The following is a 17,361-nucleotide window of genomic DNA, read 5'->3' as shown; positions in this document are numbered from 1 at the left end:
TTTCCCATGCACATACCGACCGGTATGCATGATAACGCCCCAACGCAAGGATCCAGACGCTTGACCGAAGCCCAAAAAAAGAGCGCCGACGCCACCCGTGAAAAGCTGCTGCAGGCCGCCTATGAGGAGATCCACCTGCACGGCTTTCAGGCCGCCAGCCTGTCGGCGATCCTCAAACGGGCGCAGATGACCAAAGGGGCGCTGTATCACCACTTCCCCAACAAACTGGCGCTGGGCTACGCGGTGGTGGAGGAGGTGCTACAAGAGGAGTTCGAACGCGACTTCTTCCAGTACTTCCGGCAGAAGGACAACTTCATCGACGGCTTTCTCTATGCGGCGGAGAAGGGACGCGACGCGCGCCAGGCGGACCTGGTGCAGCGCGGCTGCCCGGTCAACAACCTGATTCACGAGATGTCGCCCATTGATCCCGGCTTCAGCACGCGCCTGGACGCCATCATCAGTTGGGCGGTGGAGATGTTCGAATCCCAACTGCGCATCGACCAGCAAAAGGGGCTGATTCGCGCCGATATCGATCCCCACTGCACCGCGCTGTTCATTGTGGCGGGCATGAAAGGGTGCGTGGGGCTGGCGAAAAACGTGCAGAGCGCCGAACGCTTCAACCAGTGCGTCTTTGCCTTGATTCAATACGTCCAGATGCTGCGCGCTTAACGCCCAGCCGAACAAAATTTCTCACGCCTGTATTCAAAGGAGCGCCGTCATGGCGGAAAAATTCATCCATTTGGTTATACGCTGGCGCTGGTTGGTGATTCTGCTGACCCTCGCCACGGTGGTCGGCTCGGCGGCGGGGTTGAAGAATGGCCGCTTCGATACCGACTATCGCGTCTTCTTCTCCGGCGACAACCCCCAGCTCATCGCTTTCGATACGCTGCAGGCCACCTACACCAAGAACGACAATGTGATGTTCGTGCTGGCGCCCCAGGATGGCCAGATCTTCACCCGCGACATGCTGGAGATCGTGCGCGAGTTGACCAAGGAGTCGTGGCAGATCCCCTACTCCATCCGCGTGGACTCCATCACCAACTTCCAGAACACCGAAGCCGAAGAGGATGACCTCATCGTCGCCGACCTGGTGGAGGATCCCGCAGCGCTGACCGACGCCGACCTGGAGCATGTCAAGCAGATCGCCCTGGCCGAGCCGATGCTGCGCAATCGACTCATCGCCCCGGCTGCGGACGTCACCGGCGTCAACGTGACGATTCAGCTGCCCGACGACATCAAGGACAAGGCGGTGCCGGAAGTGGCCGCGTTTGTGCGCAAAATGGCGGACAAACTGCGCGCCGAGCACCCCGACCTGACCGTGCACCTGACCGGCATGGTGATGATGAACAACGCCTTCCCGGAGTCCTCCAAGCGCGACATGGGCACGCTGATTCCCGCCATGTTCGGCGTGGTGCTGCTGATGTTGGCGTTTATGCTGCGCTCGTTCTGGGGCGTGCTGGGCACCCTGCTGGTGATTCTGTTCTCCATCCTCACCGGCATGGGATTGGCGTTCTGGGGCGGCATTGTGCTCACTGGTCCGTCGTCGGCCTCGCCCACCATCATTCTGACCATGGCGGTGGCCGACTGCGTGCATATTCTGGCCACCTTCCTGCACCACTACGGCGCCTATGGCGACAAGCGCGCGCAGATCACCGAGAGCATGCGGGTCAACTTTCAGCCGGTGTTCCTCACCAGCCTCACCACCGCGCTGGGCTTTTTGTCCATGAACTTCAGCGATTCGCCGCCGTTCCATGACCTGGGCAACATCGTCACCATCGGCGTCATCGCCGCCTTCGTCTACTCGGTCACCTTCCTGCCCGCGTTCATGGCCATCGCGCCGGTGCGTCAGCCCAAGCCGCGCAAACACAGCACCCGCGCCATGGATCGTATGGGCGACTTCGTGGTGGCCAAACGCCGCGCGCTGCTGCCGCTGATGCTGGCCGCCTCGGCGGGGTTGATCGCCTTCCTGCCCAGCAATGAGCTCAATGACGAGTTCGTCAAATACTTCAATCCGCGCATGCCGTTCCGTCAGGCCGCCGACTTCTCCACCGAGCGTCTGACCGGGCTGTACATCATCGATTACTCCATCGACTCCGGCAATGCGGGCGGCGTGGCTGATCCCGAGTTCCTGGCCAATGTGGAGAAGTTCGCCCAGTGGTATCGGCAGCAGCCGGAGACCATTCACGTGGGTAGCATCACCGACACCTTCAAGCGGCTGAACAAGAATATGCACGGCGGCTCTGACGACTGGTACAAGCTGCCCGAGGCGCGCGATCTGTCGGCGCAATATCTGCTGCTGTATGAGATGTCCCTACCCTACGGCCTGGATCTGAACAACCAGATCAACGTGGACAAATCCAAAACCCGCTTCACCGTGACAGTGGAGAACCTCTCCTCCAGCGCGGTGATTGCGTTGACCGACCGCGCCGACGCCTGGATGGCGGCCAATCTGCCCGAAGGGATGCGCGCGGTGGGCTCCAGCCCCACGGTGATGTTCGCCCACATCGGCCAGAGCAACATTCACAGCATGCTCACCGGCACCACGGTGGCGCTGGTGTTGATCTCGCTCACCCTCATCGTGGCCATGCGCTCGATTAAGATCGGCCTGCTGAGTCTGATCCCCAACTTGGTCCCCGCCGGCATGGCGTTCGGGCTATGGGCCATGATCGACGGTCAGGTGGGTCTGGCGCTGTCGGTGGTGGCGGGCATGACCCTGGGCATCATCGTCGACGACACCGTGCATTTCCTGTCCAAGTACCTGCGCGCCCGGCGCGAAAAGGGGCTGGATCCTGAAAACGCCGTGCGCTACGCCTTCCACACCGTGGGGCTGGCGCTGGTGGTCACCACCGTGGTGCTGGTGTGCGGCTTCCTGGTTTTGACCAATTCCAATTTTAAACTCAACGCCGACATGGGACTGCTCACCGCCATCGCCATCTTCCTGGCGCTGGTGGTGGACTTCCTGCTGCTGCCGCCGTTGTTGATGAAACTTGAGGAGAAGAAAAGTGCGCAAAACGATAATGACACGGATGCTTCTGACCGCGCTGTGCGCCAGCCCGTTGCTGTGGGGGCCGACGCCTGAAGCGCGCGCCGACGCCTATGCGGGGATGGACCCGGAGCAGAAAGGTCTGGCCATCGCCCAGGAGGCCGACAAGCGCGACACCGGCTTTGTGGACATGACCGCCGACATGCGCATGGTGCTGAAAAATCGCCACGGCGAGAGCAGCGAACGACAGATGCGCATGCGCACCAAGGAGGTGAGCGGAGACGGCGATATGAGCCTGTCGGTGTTCGATACGCCTCATGACGTCAAGGGCACGGCGATGCTGACCCACTCCCACGCCCTGGAGGCGGATGATCAGTGGATGTATCTGCCCGCCCTCAAGCGGGTCAAGCGCATCGCCTCGCGCAACAAGTCCGGCCCCTTCATGGGCAGCGAGTTCGCGTTTGAGGATCTGGGCTCGCAGGAGGTGGAGAAGTACGCCTACAAGTGGCTGCGCGACGAGGAGTTGGATGGCCATCCGACCCATGTGGTGGAGCGCTACCCCAAATATGACTACTCCGGCTATACGCGCCAGGTGGCGTGGATGGACAAAGGGATGATGCAGCCGCTCAAAGTGGACTACTACGACCGCAAGAACGATCTGCTCAAAACCCAGACCTTCAGCGGCTACAACCAGTATCTGGACCAGTTCTGGCGGCCCAATCGCATGTACATGATCAACCACCAGACCCACAAGAGCACCGAATTGAGCTGGAGCAACTACCAATTCCGCGTCGGTTTGAAGGAGCGTGACTTCGACCGCAGCGGACTCAAGCGCGCGCGATGAACAGGCGTCATTTACGCTTCTTCGCCGCACTGTCGGCGGCGGTATTCCCCCTTACAAGCGCCGCCGCCGACGCTCTTTCCACCGGCGCCTGGTCCGGCTACGCCGCAGCCGACGCGCGCCTGTTTCCCGAGGCGGGCCTTTACACCGACCAGCGGCAGGCGTTTGTGGGCTTCTCCGCGCAGCCGGAGTACTACACCGCCTGGGATGGCGACAACCAGAGTCTTACCGTCACCGGCTTTGCGCGGCTGGACCTGCAGGACGAAACCCGCAGCCATCTGGATCTGCGCGAGCTGGTCTGGCGCATCACTCGCGACGACTGGCAGCTCAAGGCGGGGATCTCACGGGTGTTCTGGGGCGTCACCGAGTCGCGCCATCTGGTGGACGTGATCAACCAGACCGATGCGGTGGAGGGGCTCGACGGCGAGGACAAGCTGGGCCAGGCCATGGCCAATCTGGCCCTCTACAGCGATTGGGGCACGCTGAATCTGTTCTGGTTGCCGGACTTCCGTGAGCGCACCTTCCCCGGTGAAGAGGGGCGCCTGCGCCCGGCGCTGCCGGTGGATATGGCGCAGGCCCGCTATCAATCGGCGGCGGGACGGCATCATCAGGACTTCGCCGCGCGTTGGACCCACGCCTTCGATATCGACGCGCTGGAGGCGGGGTTGGATGTGGGCGTCTCCCACTTCCAGGGGACCAGCCGCACCCCTGGTTACGTCGCCTTTGTGGACGATGGCGGCCGCATAACCCTGGCGCCCTACTACGACCAGATCAGCCAAACCGGACTGGATCTGCAGCTCACCACCGACGCCTGGTTGTGGAAGCTGGAGGCGATCACTCAGGACGCCAAAACCGCCGATCGCCACACCGAAGCGGTGGGCGGCTTTGAGTATACCTTCGTTGGCGTGATGGAGAGCGACGCCGATGTGGGGCTGATCTCCGAATATCTATTTGATGATCGCGGTGACTCCTCTCCGCAACCGTTCGACAACGATGTGATGATCGGCGCCCGCGTCACCCTTAACGACGTGCAGAGCACCGAGTTCATCGTCGGCGGCATCGTCGATCTGGAGAGCCATAGCACGGTGCTGTCGGTGGAGGGGAGCCGACGCATCGGCGAGAGCTGGAAGCTCTCCATCGAAGGGCGCGCCTACGCCAACATCGACGCCGCCGATCCGCTCTATCCGTGGCGTCGTGAGCATGTGCTCTCCATCGAGATGGCGCGCTATTTTTAACCACAGGCCGAATGTTGGGGAATCGTTACCAATGTGACGGACTGTTTTCGCAACGCTCAACGAGGCTTCACGCACAGGGTGCAGTGTGCCTCCCGTCTTGGCCGGGCTGATCCGCAACAGACCTTCGGCGCGCGCCGTCGTCACCGGTTTTGTCGCGCCACGCCAGCCCCCGGGACCCTTCGCACATCCTCGCACACCCTTTCTGACCTCCCTCCCCTCGAATCTGCGCGGTTTCGTCGCTTAAGACGGAACCGCGCAGCGTCGCTCCCTGCGCTGAAACACTTTTGAAATAAAAAACTCTTCGCATAGATACAAGAGGTTGTTGACGCAATACGCCGCTTGTTTACGTTCCAGGGCGATAGTTGTAGAGAACACGCGCGGAGTATGACATTGTAAAAAGACTCTTTTTCCACAAATAATTCACTGTGTAATTAGTTGATGGGGCGCCCTCATGTTCAAGAATGTCAAGATCGGCGGCAAACTGGCGATCGGCTTCGGCATCGTCATCGCGCAGATGCTGGCGCTGGGACTGTTCGCCATCTATGAGATGAATCATCTGGCCAACAATACCGACAAACTCTACAAACACCCCTACACCGTCAGCACCGCCGCCCTGCGTATTCAGAGCGATATCATCGCCATGCACCGCAGCATGAAGGATGTGGCCCTGGCCAAGAAGGTGGGCGATATCGACGAAGCCACGGCAAAGGTGGATGACTACGAACAGAAGGCGCTCAAGGACTTTAAAATCCTCAAGGATGCGTTCCTGGGCGACAAAACGCGCATCAACAAATTGGAAAAAGCGTTCCGCGACTGGAAACTGATTCGCGATGAGGTGATCGCCCTGATGCGGGAAGGCAACCGCGGCAAAGCCGCCGACATCACCAAATACAAGGGCGCCGATGCGGTGCACGATCTGCAGAGCGGCATTCAGGGCATTGTCACCTTCGCCGCCGACAAGGCCCAGGCGTTCCATACAGAAGCCAGTCAAACACGTGATCTGACTATCACCGCCACGGTGATTCTGCTGGTTCTGGCGGTACTTATTGGCGGCGGCGTCTCCTGGGGCATCACCCAGATGATCATTGCGCCGCTCAAGCGGGCGCTGAATGTGACCGCCGCCATCGCCCAAGGCGACCTCACCTTCGACCGCCATATCACCCGCACTGATGAAGTGGGCATGCTACAGCGCTCCCTACACGAAACGGTCAAGAGTCTACGAGAGATATTCGGCGAGATTCAGCAACGCGTGGTGCAGCTCAACGATGCGGCGGACACCTTGGGCGACGTGGCGGGCTCCATGGAGGGCAGCGCTGCGACCATGCGCAAGCGGGTGGATGCGGCGGCGGACAACGCCAACGCCATGAGCAGCAACATGGAGACCATCTCCGACCAAGCCAACCGCGCCGATGAGAGCATGCGCGCCATCGCCAGCGACTCAATTCAAGCCTCCAACAACATGAGCACCATTTCGGCGGCGTCGGAGGAGGCCTCCACCAATTTGAGCCAGGTGGCGGGCGCCTCGGAGCAGGCCACCGCCAGCATGATGGAGGTCAACGCCGCCGCCGATCGCTCCTCCCTGAGCGTGGAGAGCGTGGCCTCGGAGATTCAAGGGGTGACCGACTCCCTGAGCGAGGTGCGCAGCCAGTGTCAGGCGGCCAACAAGGAGTCCACCGACGCCAGCACATTGACCCAAGGCAACAGCAAATCCATGAGCGAGTTGGCCAAATCCACCGAAGAGATCGGCAAGGTGGTCAAGCTGATCAACGACATCGCCGACCAGACCAATATGTTGGCGCTCAACGCCTCCATCGAGGCGGCGGGCGCGGGCGAAGCGGGCAAGGGCTTCGCGGTGGTGGCCAACGAAGTCAAGGAGCTGGCTGGGCAGACCGCCGAGGCGACCAGCTCCATCAGCAAGCAGATCACCGCCATTCAAGGCAAAACACGCCAGGCGACCCAGTCCAGTCAAGAGGTCTCGCGCATTATTGAGCGCCTCAATGAAGCCAATGAGGAGATCTTGAGTTCGGTTGATGCGCAGAGTCGCTCCATCGCCTCGATCTCCCGCTCCATGGAGACGGTGAACCAGGAGTCTATGGAGGTGAGCCGCAGCGTCACCGAGGCCCATACCGGCATTGAGTCGGTGACGCGCAATGTCAGTGAGATCAACGCCGGCATCGCCGAGGTGACGCGCAGCGTGGGCGACGCCACCGCGGGCATTGAGCGCATGGCGGTCAATGTGCAGGAGGCCACCGCCGGCAACGCCGAGATCACCACCAACGTCGCCAACGCCGCCACCTCCTCGCGGGAGATCGCGCAGAGCATGCAAGCGGTGCGCGGCGAAGCGGTGGAGATCTCCACCATGAGCGGCTCGGTCAACAGTCACGCCTCATCGGTCTCCACCATCGCCACCGATCTGGAGACCATGATGCAACGCTTCAAGCTGCAAGCGTAAGGAGCGGAGCGAATGATGCGACTGCTGATGATGCTCACGCTGTTGGCGGGGCTGACCCCCGGGGCGGCGCAGGCGGCGACGCCGGGGGATGTGCTGGGGGTGGGGCGTGCGGTGGTGCAGGATCTGGAGGAGATTCGCGCCAAGCTCGACGCCAACGCCAATGCCCAGGAGGAGATTCCCGTGGTCGGCGCGTCGCCGCGCGAGGTGTTCTATCAGGCCGAGAGTCTGGAGTTGAAGATTGTCGATCTGGTCAAACAGCGCGCCGGACTCGATCCGCGTCCGTTGCTGCTGCTCCCCCCCGCCAAAATCACCCCGGATCATGTGTTGGCGGTGATGCAGAGCGCCCATCGCATTCTGGGCGAAGGCAAGCAGGCGTTGGGTGTGGGCGCGCCCACCCGTCCGCAGAAGGTGGAGAAGGCGACCCCTACGGACGTCTACAAAACGTTGATGCAGGCCAACCGGCAGATCAATCTGCTGCTCACCACCAAGATTATTCCCAGCGATGTGTATCAGCGGGTGGAGGAGTCGGTGCAGATTGCGCAGATTCTCAACGCCGCCCATGGCGACGATGCGACTTTGGATCTGCCGCAGTTGGACCTGAAAAAGGGACCGGGCGACGTCTATAATCAGATGATCCGCTGTTTCCGCATCATCCACCAGATTTTGAGCCTGTCGAGCGTCAAATCGATGGATCTGGAGACCGGCCACGAGGCGGCGCAAGGGACCACGCCGGGGGATGTGTATGACCTGGCTTCGCTGCTCTATTCGGAGATGGCGCACCTCTATTTCGATCTGCCCAAACGCCCGCTCACGCCGGGGGTGGGGTACCCTGGACCGAAAAAACCGGGGCATGTGTATCAATTGGCCGAGGCGCTGGAGGATCAACTGCTGCAACTGCGCAAGAACGTGCTGCAACACGCGGTGGCGAAGTAGTCGGCGCGTTCAGCCGGGTTGGAAGATGTACTCGGTAAAATAGACCGCGCTCATTTCCCCTCCGCGCAGCTCAGGCGAATGCTTCAAGCGTTGGTCAAGCAACCGCGTGATCTCCTCCTTCAAAGCCTCCCGCCCCGAGTCGCTCAGGAGTTCTGTGACGCTTTTCCGCCGCACAATCGCAATTACGCCATCCCGCATCATGGGCGCGTGAAAGAGAATCTGCTCCTCGGTGAGTTGGTCCAGGTTGCGTATGGCCAACGCCACGCCGATTTTGAAATACCCTCCACCCTGCGTCTTTGGCAATCCGATATTGACCACAATGGGCGCCAGTTGGAATCGTCCGCCACTCTTCAGCAGCGGCGCACCCATCGGCTGAGGTTGCGGTTCAGGCTCGACCTCCTTCTCCTGTTGCGACAACTCCACCTGCCGCGCCTCCTTGTCCAACTTCTCCTTCTGACTCACCACCGCAACGCCCATTGCTATGGGCAGCGCCATCAACGCCAGCGCGCCGATGACCAGGGCGGCGTTGTCGTCACGCAGCACCGTGGGCTTATCGGGTTGCGTCCTCAGGATGCCTGCCGCAGCTGGTTCGCACACCATCCAGCGCAACCCGGCCCCATACATCAAAGTCACGAAACTGAGCGCAAAGGCGTCATACGACGCCCCATGCAAGAGCTTGCCGGGATCCACGCTGTGAAGAATCTGCATCAAACCGATGCCTGTGCCCAGCCATCCAGCGAACCAGAAAGAGCGACCCATGGTCTGGAGCGTGTGGCCATCCTCCGTAGTGGACCAGCGCGGCGGCCCTGTGATCAGCGTGGTCCACGCCACCACGGCGCGCACAGTGGCGCGTCCTCCCCGCGCCTGAGCGGTCAGCCCCACACCAACAAACAGGCAGACCAGATAAGATGGAAGGTTGAGAAAAAAGGAGAACTTCCCTCCTCCCGAAGCCATGGCCAGGATCACAATGCCCCACGCCATGCTAAACGCTATGAAATGACTCACCCTCTCCACACAAGCCTCTACAAGTATAGTCGTTAGCATTCAAAAGTGCACATATGGGTGCTGAAAGATATCGAGGGCTGCGCCCTCGAGCTCCCAAGATCAAAATCCAAACCGTGGGCGCTGCCCACACCCGCTTAAGGGTCACAGACCCTTAAGAATCCCGACAAATTTCCGTTGGAAATTTGTCCCCTAGTCAGCACAGGCTGAATCAACGTCATGCAAACAATGAGCGCTTTGGATTTGTGTCATTCTGGATTCAAGCGGCTATAATTGAATAAACGACTGACTTTGAGTCGGGGAATGAGAGTAATGATAAAGGTAAACACCCGGGTCTGCAAACAGCCGTGCGCAGACGCCCAATATTGTTCGATAAGGCTGGCTCAATAGAGCTATCAAATATTCGGTGAAATTGACCCACTGGGCCGCTGTCTGTGATGAGCCAGAATTTAACATGTCATCTGCAGCACCACCTTTAACACCCCCTTACGCGCGGCGGCGGTCAAGGCGGCTTCGCCCTGATCCAGGGAGAAGCGCGCGCTGATCAGCGGCGCCACATCAATCACCCCCTGCGCCAGCAAACGCACCGCCGCATCCATGGGCCCGCAGCGGGAGCCGCAGAGAGTCACCTCATCCACCACCAGGGCGTTGAGATCCAACTCCGCCGCCCCCTGCTGCGCTGCGCTGGTGGTTTTGAGAATAATCCGCCCCCGGGGCCGCACCAGGGATTGCGCCAAAGCCAGCCCGCTGGCCTCGCCGCTACAGGCCACCACCACATCCTGCGACCGCGCCACCGGCGGTTCAGACGCCAAACCAGCGCGCGCGCCCCACTGCTCCCCCAGCGCCAGCTTCTCGGCGTGGCGACCTACCAGGGTCAGGTCACAACCGGTGAGGGCCAGCACTTGCACAATCAGCAGTCCCAAACGGCCATCGCCAATCACCGTGACCCGCTCGCCCGGGGCGATGGGGTGTTGATCGGTGATAGCCAGAGCGGCGGCGAGCGGCTCGGCGAACACCGCCTGATCGTCGCTCACGCCGTCAGGAACCGCATGCAGATTGGCCTCAGGCAACAGGCAAGAGTCGGCAAACGCGCCATCGCGACCGAGAATGCCCAGCACGTCGCGCTGGGCGCAGTGGGTGATGTCGCCGCGACGGCACGGGGCGCATTGGCCACAGGCGCGATTGATGCCCCCCACCACCCGTTGGCCAATCCACCTTGCATTATCCGCTTCTTCAACCACGCCAACGAACTCATGACCCAGCACGCCGGAGAAGCCTTTATACCCGGCGATCAGTTGTAGATCGGTGGCGCACACCCCGGCTTGCACCACACGGATGCGCGCCTCCCCCGCCGCACGCGGCGCGATGGGATAGTCACGCCGCAACCGCGCCGCGCCGTTCTCACACACCAGGGCGCGCATCGCGCCACTCTTATCCTGAGACGCCATCACCGACTCCTCCTGGATCACAGGCCGGGGCGCAGACAGCCGCTTGACGCGCCCGCGCCTGCAACAGTCCGCCGCGCGCATCGCGCTCAACCACGCAGCAGCGCAGCAGGGCTTGTTTGAGCAGAATGCGCCCACGCTGCACCCGCGAGCGCGCCGCCGACGGCGACAGCCCCAGGCGCAGCGCCAACGCGCTCTGCGCTTCGCCCTGCAGATCCGCCGCCCGCACCGCCTCGCGATATTTGACCGGCAGTTGCGCCAGCAGCGGCGCCACACAGGGGGCCAGCGGCGTCCAACTGCTCGCCGCCTCCGCTTCCGCCGCCGCCCCCGATGCTGGGAGGACGCGCCCGGCGCGGCGTCGCTGATCCGCCACCACCGAGCGCGCCACCGCAAACAGCCACGCCTCGGGATTGACCGCCCGCGCCAGGGCGTGCCGATGCCGCCAGGCGCGAGCGAAGGTCTCCTGCGCCGCCTCTTCGGCCTGGTCCACACTGGGCAGCCGCTTGCGCGCATAGGCCAGCACGCGCTGGCCGTATCGCCGGGCGATCTGCTCAATTAATGCGGTTGCGTCAGGACTAACAGCACCCATGGGCGCCCTCTCCTTTGCGCGCGGCGAAGTAGCGCGCCAGATTTTTCGGCAGGCAAAATGGCCCCTCGGCGGCGTCCTCGGCAGGGGATTCCGCGCTGCTCTGTGGCGCATCCAGAGCCGCGCGCAGAATCTCCTCCACCAACAGACCCACCGGCGGTTCGTCCATGCCCTCACCGCGCCAGCTCCAGGCGCGACAGGTCACCGCCGCGCCATCGGCCAACTCCGAACAGGGGGCGCAGGGAGTCTCTTCATCTGCGCCCAGCATATCGCGACCGTCGATGCGAATGGTAGGCGAAGCGCGCAGACGCAACTCCCGCGCGCTCTCTTCGCTCTCCACATGGATGGCGGTCAATTGCGCTTCCCGTCCCAACGCCTCCAACACCGGCGTCGTGCGTTGTATCGCTTCGTTCAGATTGCGCTCGGTCTCGGCGCAGCGCGAACAGTGCTCGTTATCCAGATAGAGCAACTCGATGGACAGGGGTTGCAACTTGGTTTGGGGTTGGTCATGGCAGGAGCAGTCAGTAGTGCAGTGGGACATGATATCGCCTCCAGGATGTGAGTGAACTCTACCCGGGAAGACGCAGCGCCTGCCTCAGTGACGCAGGAAAAATGGTTTGCTGGCGATAGATTCTCTCAAATTCGAAAATGCACAGTGGCGATTTTGGCGATGCAAGATATCGAGGGCTCCGCCCTCGAGCTCCCCAACGGCCAAACCGTGGGCTCCGCCCACACCCGCTGGGGCCGCAGGCCCAGACCCCGCCGCCGACCAGTCGGCGGCCAATAGTCAGCGCAAGATCGCTCTATCTCACGCAAATACTTTTCGTCTGTGCCAATTTTATCCGCCCACAAACGGAAAAACCCGTTTGCGCACAATGGCGCAAACGGGTTTTTCCGACGGGCTTCGGGGCGCAGTAGTCAGGCTCGGAGCCTGCTCCCAAACGACCGTTTCCGCACTCTTGAGTCAGAGGAGGAGCCCTCTCCCTGGTTCAAAGGGAGCAGCTCGGCGGGAAAGCGGAGTTTGTACTGCTTGGCGGGAATATGCGAAATGGCGAACCCGAGTGAGTGCGGTGTGCCATTTGGGAGATCCACGCCCCTTTCGACGTCTTGCGGCGCTTTGCCGCGTTGATCTCCTATTATCAAACCCCGTGCCACTTTGTTACATACTGAAATATCAGGTTTTTTACATTCCTGACACTTTTTTGTGCATATCGCGATCGCCCAAAAGCTATGCGCTGCCTATTTTTTAGGCTGATTCTGCACTGAATTTATGCGCATTCACGCCCTGTGTGCGGCGTATCAGGAAAACGCCTATTTGAGCAACGGCTCCAGATAGCGCCCGGTCCAGGAACCGGCGTTGGCGGCCACCTGCTCCGGCGTCCCCTCGGCGATGATGCGCCCGCCGCCAGAGCCCCCCTCCGGCCCCAGATCGATGAGCCAGTCGGCGCATTTGATCACATCCAGATTGTGCTCAATGATCACCACCGTATTGCCGGTGTCGGCCAACCGCTGCAACACCTCCACCAGTTTGCGGATGTCGTCGAAGTGCAATCCGGTGGTGGGCTCGTCGAGGATATAGAGGGTGCGCCCGGTGGCGCGCTTGGAGAGTTCGCGGGCGATCTTCACCCGCTGCGCCTCGCCGCCGGAGAGGGTGGTGGCCGACTGCCCCAGACGCATGTAGCCCAGGCCGACATCCAGCAAGGTCTGCAAGCGCCCGCGAATGGCGGGGATGGCGTCGAAGAACGCCAGCCCCTCCTCCACCGTCAGTTCCAGAATCTCGGCGATGTTCTTGCCCTTGTAGTGGATCTGCAGCGTCTCGCGGTTATAGCGGGCGCCGTGGCAGATATCACACTCGACGAAGACGTCGGGCAGGAAGTGCATTTCGATTTTGATCAAACCGTCGCCTGCGCACGCCTCGCAGCGGCCGCCTTTGACGTTGAAGCTGAAGCGGCCCGACTGATAGCCCCGCGCGCGCGCCTCCGGCGTGCCCGCCAGCAGTTCGCGAATGGGGGTGAACAGGCCGGTGTAGGTGGCGGGGTTGGAGCGCGGCGTGCGGCCAATGGGGGATTGATCCATATGGATCACCTTATCCAACTGCTCCAGACCGGTGATGCGCTCGAACTGTCCCGACGGCACCCGCGAGCCGTTGAGACGCTGGGCCAACGCCGGATAGAGGGTGTCCAGAATCAGACTCGATTTGCCCGAACCGGAGACGCCGGTGACGCAGGTGAGCAGCCCCAGATGGATCTGGGTGGAGACCGCTTGCAGGTTGTGGGTGGTGACGTTTTTCAGTTCAACCACACGCTTGGGATCAGGCTTGCGGCGCTGCTCCGGCGGCAGAATATTGAATGCTTTGGACAGATAGAGCCCGGTGAGCGACTCCGGGTGAGCGGCGATCTCCGCCGGCGAGCCGCACGCCACCACCGCGCCGCCATGCTCGCCCGCGCCGGGGCCCATATCCACCACGAAGTCGGCGGTGCGAATGGCGTCCTCGTCGTGCTCCACCACCACCACCGTATTGCCCAGATCGCGCAGCTTTACCAGGGTGTCCAGCAGGCGCTGGTTATCGCGCTGGTGCAGACCGATGGAGGGTTCGTCGAGGATGTACAGCACCCCCACCAGCCCCGAGCCGATCTGATTGGCCAGACGGATGCGCTGCGCCTCGCCGCCCGACAGCGTCCCGGCGGCGCGATCCAAGGTCAGATAGTCCAGCCCCACCGCCACCAGAAAGCCCAACCGGTCCAGCACCTCCTTGAGGATGCGCTCGGCGATGGCGGCCTGCTTGGGGGTCATGTTGAGATCTTCGCAGTAGCGCATCGCCTCGCGCAGCGGCAGCGCGGTGAGCCCGGCGATATCCTCCTGCCCCACGCGCACGTGCAGCGCCTCTTTGCGCAGACGCCTGCCATTGCACACCGGGCAGGGCGAGGCGTCGCGGAACTTGCCCAGATCCTCGCGAATGTCGTCGGAGTCGGTCTCCAGATAGCGCCGCTGCAGCATGGGGATCACCCCATCCCACGGCCGCTGAGAGGTGGCGCGACGACGGAAGCCATGATATTTGAAGCGGATCTTCTCCTCCCCCGAGCCGTGCAGAACGATATCGCGGAAGGTTTCGGGCAACTCGCGCCAGGGCAGATTGACGTCGATGTCAAAGTGGTCGGCGACGGTGTAGAGCTGCTCCTGGGCGATGCGCTGGGAGGGTTTGGACCACGGCGCCACCGCGCCATCACGCAGGGAGAGGTCGTCATTGGGCACGATCAGCGCCGGATCGAAGTACTCCTGGGCGCCCAGTCCGTCGCAACTGGGGCAGGCGCCGAAGGGGTTGTTGAAGGAGAACAGGCGCGGTTCGATCTCGGGATAGGAGATGTTGCAGTCGGAGCAGGCGTTCTTTTCCGAGAAGAGCCAATCTTTGCTCTCATCGCCGAGGATCTCCACCCGCGCCACGCCGTCGGCCATCTTCAGCGCGGTCTCCAGGGAGTCGGCCAGACGGGTTTCGATGCCCGGCTTGACGATCAGGCGATCCACCAGAATCTCGATGGTGTGCTTGACCTTTTTATTCAGCGTGGGCAGGTCGTCCATGTCATAGGTTTCGCCATCGATCACCACCCGCGCGAAGCCCTCTTTGCGCAGCGCCGCCAGCTCCTTCTTGTATTCGCCCTTGCGGCCGCGCACGATGGGCGACAGCAAAAGGAGTTTTGAGCGCTCCGGCAGCTCCATCACCGCATCCACCATCTGACTGACGGTCTGCGACTCGATGGGCTTGCCGCAGCTATGGCAGTAGGGTTGGCCGATGCGCGCATAGAGCAGGCGCAGGTAGTCGTAGATCTCGGTGATGGTGCCCACGGTGGAGCGCGGGTTGCGGCTGGTGCTCTTCTGTTCGATGGCGATGGAGGGGGCCAGACCGTCGATGCTGTCGACGTCGGGTTTGTTCTGCATGGCCAGGAACTGCCGCGCGTAGGCCGAGAGCGACTCCACATAGCGGCGTTGTCCCTCCGCCGAGAGGGTGTCGAAGGCGAGCGAGGATTTGCCTGAACCAGAGACGCCGGTGATGACGGTCAGGGCGTTGCGTGGAATCTCGAGATTGACATTCTTGAGATTGTGTTCGCGGGCGCCGCGAATAACGATATGTTTTTCAGACATGACAGCACCGGCTGAATTGCGCACAAGCGCATAAAAAGTTAAATGATGAGCACAGCAGTGGGATTGGGGCGCAAACTGGACAGGTGGAAAATCGCGGCATTCACTGGCGCGATTTTCCGGGGTCTGGGGGCCGCGCCCCCAGCGGGGTGTGGGGCGGCGCCCCACGGTTTGGCTGTTGATCTTCCGGGGAGTTTGAGGGCGCAGCCCTCAATATCTTATATTTCCCAACAACTTTCCCCCAAATACAGCCCCACTTTCCTAACTCAGCCCCAACCGCAAACAGACAATTGAACCCCGAAAAGGCGGTTCAGCGCAAGGAAAGCCCATGTCGCAATATATGGCGGAGTTGAATCTGACGGATCGAGCGGTGCTGATTGTGGGCGGCGGGCAGGTGGCGCGGCGCAAACTGAACGGCCTGGCGGAGTGCGGCGCGCGCATCACCGTGGCGGCGCCGCAGATCGACGCCGGGATTCAGCAACAGGCCGCCGCCTGGGGCGGAACGCTGCGGCGGATCCCCTTCCATGAGACGCTGCTAAACGCCGCGCCGCGCTGGACGCTGGTGTTCGCCGCCACCGGCGAGGCCGCGCTCAACCGCCGCATCGCCGCCCTGTGCAACCAACGTGCGCTGCTGTGCAACTGCGCCGATGGGGCCGAGGAGAGCGGCTTTCGCGTACCCGCCGTGATCCGCGATGACCCCATCATGGCGGCGGTGAGCACCGGCGGCGCCTCACCGGCGCTGTCGCGCGCCCTCAAGGAGCATTTTCAGGAGAATCTGCAACCCGGATGGGCGGAATTGGCGCGGCTATTCGGCGCCCAGCGCGAGGCGGTGAAGCAGGCGCTGCCGGAGGATGCGGCGCGCTATCGCTTCTGGCGTGAGACGGCGCTGGCGGCGCGGGATCGACTGACCCACGCGCCGCAAGAGAACGCCCGATGGCTGCAACAACGGCTGCAAGCGGCGCAGCAGGATGCAGACGCCAACCGCGCCTGAATTCGCTGATGGCCGTTAGAGTCGCTTGAATCCAGAATGACACAAATCCAAAGCGCTTAATGTTTGCGTGACGTTGGTTCAGCTTGCGCTGACTATGGGACAAATTTCCACAGGAAATTTGTCGGGATTCTTAAGGGTTATAAACCCTTAAGTGGGGCGTGGGGCAAAGCCCCACGGTGTGGCTGTTGACCTTGGGCGCTCGAGGGCTACGCCCTCGATATCTTTCAGCGCCATGTGTTCACTTTTGAATGCTAGCGACTATATAAGCCCAGGATGGCTTACGCCGCAGGGCGGAAGTTTTTCGGGTCGCCAAACAGTTCGGTGTCGATCTCGTTGATGTGGTGGGTGAGCCAGCTCTCCAGAAAGCGCATAATGCGCGTCAGCGCCTCTTCACGGGCGCTTTTGTCCTCCAGATCATCCAGCTCACGCTCCAGGTCCGGCAGCTCTTTTTCAAACGCGCGATGTTCGGTCAGATGGTCGCCGTAGTGTTCATAGCTCTGCGCCAACATCAACGACTCTTCATAAGTGAAGTGCGTCTGCACATAGAGTTTAAGCGCCTTGATGGCGCTATCGACGCTAAACGCCGACGATTCGCGCTGGGTCTCCATACGCAAACTATCGAGCAGTGAGAACAACACTTCATGCTGTAGATCCACCGCTTGCACGCCGGTCAGGCGCAACTGCGGATAGAGTTCACTTCTGCGGTCTTCCATTATGCAACTCCCCCCCAAGTACAAGAGCGTCTGCTACGGGATTGTC

At 61.7% G+C, this 17,361-nt stretch carries 13 protein-coding genes; 7 read left to right on the top strand and 6 right to left on the bottom strand.

Translation table 11 applies throughout. The annotated features are described in order from the left end of the window. The first annotated feature begins 60 nt into the window (after nucleotides 1-60). From MAIT1_RS12640 to MAIT1_RS12615, 6 genes are all read left to right on the top strand, one after another. Nucleotides 61-669 (top strand): TetR/AcrR family transcriptional regulator, encoded by a 609-nt coding sequence (locus MAIT1_RS12640; protein ID WP_158089472.1) that lies wholly within the window; start codon nucleotides 61-63, stop codon nucleotides 667-669. Between the two features lie 49 nt (nucleotides 670-718). After that, the gene (locus MAIT1_RS12635; RefSeq protein WP_085442646.1) at nucleotides 719-3,079 is read left to right on the top strand and encodes an efflux RND transporter permease subunit; all 2,361 of its coding nucleotides are present in this window, start codon (nucleotides 719-721) and stop codon (nucleotides 3,077-3,079) included. Further along, nucleotides 3,027-3,827: an outer membrane lipoprotein-sorting protein gene (locus tag MAIT1_RS12630; protein WP_241893476.1), complete on the top strand. Its 801-nt coding sequence runs from the start codon at nucleotides 3,027-3,029 to the stop codon at nucleotides 3,825-3,827. Before MAIT1_RS12635 ends, MAIT1_RS12630 begins: the two co-directional genes overlap by 53 nt. Further along, nucleotides 3,824-5,059: a hypothetical protein gene (locus MAIT1_RS12625; RefSeq protein ID WP_198947890.1), complete on the top strand. Its 1,236-nt coding sequence runs from the start codon at nucleotides 3,824-3,826 to the stop codon at nucleotides 5,057-5,059. The genes MAIT1_RS12630 and MAIT1_RS12625 overlap by 4 nt, the downstream gene beginning before the upstream one ends. A 451-nt stretch (nucleotides 5,060-5,510) precedes the next feature. Continuing rightward, complete coding sequence (locus MAIT1_RS12620; protein WP_085442644.1) at nucleotides 5,511-7,511, top strand: methyl-accepting chemotaxis protein; 2,001 nt, start codon at nucleotides 5,511-5,513, stop codon at nucleotides 7,509-7,511. A 12-nt stretch (nucleotides 7,512-7,523) separates the two neighbouring features. Further along, nucleotides 7,524-8,444 carry a hypothetical protein gene (locus tag MAIT1_RS12615; protein ID WP_085442643.1) on the top strand — a complete coding sequence of 307 codons (921 nt, stop codon included), beginning with the start codon at nucleotides 7,524-7,526 and terminating at the stop codon, nucleotides 8,442-8,444. A 9-nt stretch (nucleotides 8,445-8,453) separates the two neighbouring features. Here MAIT1_RS12615 and MAIT1_RS12610 read toward each other — a convergent pair whose 3' ends face one another. The 5 genes from MAIT1_RS12610 to uvrA form a co-directional block, all read right to left on the bottom strand. Then, the gene (locus tag MAIT1_RS12610) at nucleotides 8,454-9,425 is read right to left on the bottom strand and encodes a flagellar basal body-associated FliL family protein (protein ID WP_158089471.1); all 972 of its coding nucleotides are present in this window, start codon (nucleotides 9,423-9,425) and stop codon (nucleotides 8,454-8,456) included. Nucleotides 9,426-9,895: 470 nt separating this feature from the next. Further along, nucleotides 9,896-10,894: an MDR/zinc-dependent alcohol dehydrogenase-like family protein gene (locus MAIT1_RS12605; protein ID WP_198947889.1), complete on the bottom strand. Its 999-nt coding sequence runs from the start codon at nucleotides 10,892-10,894 to the stop codon at nucleotides 9,896-9,898. After that, complete coding sequence (locus tag MAIT1_RS12600; protein WP_158089470.1) at nucleotides 10,878-11,480, bottom strand: sigma-70 family RNA polymerase sigma factor; 603 nt, start codon at nucleotides 11,478-11,480, stop codon at nucleotides 10,878-10,880. The genes MAIT1_RS12605 and MAIT1_RS12600 overlap by 17 nt, the downstream gene beginning before the upstream one ends. Next, the gene (locus tag MAIT1_RS12595; protein WP_085442640.1) at nucleotides 11,467-12,018 is read right to left on the bottom strand and encodes a DUF2703 domain-containing protein; all 552 of its coding nucleotides are present in this window, start codon (nucleotides 12,016-12,018) and stop codon (nucleotides 11,467-11,469) included. Before MAIT1_RS12595 ends, MAIT1_RS12600 begins: the two co-directional genes overlap by 14 nt. Before the next feature lie 770 nt (nucleotides 12,019-12,788). Continuing rightward, the gene (gene uvrA / locus MAIT1_RS12590; protein WP_085442639.1) at nucleotides 12,789-15,614 is read right to left on the bottom strand and encodes an excinuclease ABC subunit UvrA; all 2,826 of its coding nucleotides are present in this window, start codon (nucleotides 15,612-15,614) and stop codon (nucleotides 12,789-12,791) included. 325 nt (nucleotides 15,615-15,939) lie between these two features. On the opposite strand from uvrA, the gene MAIT1_RS12585 reads away from it, so the two are divergent. Beyond that, a complete protein-coding gene (locus MAIT1_RS12585) occupies nucleotides 15,940-16,602 on the top strand; it encodes a precorrin-2 dehydrogenase/sirohydrochlorin ferrochelatase family protein (protein WP_085442638.1) in 663 nt (220 codons plus the stop codon). A 278-nt stretch (nucleotides 16,603-16,880) separates the two neighbouring features. Here the strand turns inward: MAIT1_RS12585 and MAIT1_RS12580 are convergent, their stop codons facing one another. After that, a complete protein-coding gene (locus MAIT1_RS12580) occupies nucleotides 16,881-17,315 on the bottom strand; it encodes a bacteriohemerythrin (RefSeq protein ID WP_085442637.1) in 435 nt (144 codons plus the stop codon). Nucleotides 17,316-17,361: the final 46 nt, after the last annotated feature.

This window comes from Magnetofaba australis IT-1 (assembly GCF_002109495.1).
GTDB lineage: Bacteria > Pseudomonadota > Magnetococcia > Magnetococcales > Magnetococcaceae > Magnetofaba > Magnetofaba australis.
Note: the sequence above shows the minus strand (reverse complement) of the source record. Positions and strands in the feature narration are given on the sequence as shown.

Coding starts and splice junctions, on each gene's coding strand:
- MAIT1_RS12625 (WP_198947890.1), top strand. CDS start 3,824: ATGAACAGGCGTCATTTACGCTTCTTCGCCGCACTGTCGGCGGCGGTA.
- MAIT1_RS12595 (WP_085442640.1), bottom strand. CDS start 12,018: ATGTCCCACTGCACTACTGACTGCTCCTGCCATGACCAACCCCAAACC.
- MAIT1_RS12615 (WP_085442643.1), top strand. CDS start 7,524: ATGATGCGACTGCTGATGATGCTCACGCTGTTGGCGGGGCTGACCCCC.
- uvrA (WP_085442639.1), bottom strand. CDS start 15,614: ATGTCTGAAAAACATATCGTTATTCGCGGCGCCCGCGAACACAATCTC.
- MAIT1_RS12600 (WP_158089470.1), bottom strand. CDS start 11,480: ATGGGTGCTGTTAGTCCTGACGCAACCGCATTAATTGAGCAGATCGCC.
- MAIT1_RS12635 (WP_085442646.1), top strand. CDS start 719: ATGGCGGAAAAATTCATCCATTTGGTTATACGCTGGCGCTGGTTGGTG.
- MAIT1_RS12585 (WP_085442638.1), top strand. CDS start 15,940: ATGTCGCAATATATGGCGGAGTTGAATCTGACGGATCGAGCGGTGCTG.
- MAIT1_RS12605 (WP_198947889.1), bottom strand. CDS start 10,894: ATGGCGTCTCAGGATAAGAGTGGCGCGATGCGCGCCCTGGTGTGTGAG.
- MAIT1_RS12610 (WP_158089471.1), bottom strand. CDS start 9,425: ATGGCGTGGGGCATTGTGATCCTGGCCATGGCTTCGGGAGGAGGGAAG.
- MAIT1_RS12580 (WP_085442637.1), bottom strand. CDS start 17,315: ATGGAAGACCGCAGAAGTGAACTCTATCCGCAGTTGCGCCTGACCGGC.
- MAIT1_RS12620 (WP_085442644.1), top strand. CDS start 5,511: ATGTTCAAGAATGTCAAGATCGGCGGCAAACTGGCGATCGGCTTCGGC.
- MAIT1_RS12630 (WP_241893476.1), top strand. CDS start 3,027: ATGCTTCTGACCGCGCTGTGCGCCAGCCCGTTGCTGTGGGGGCCGACG.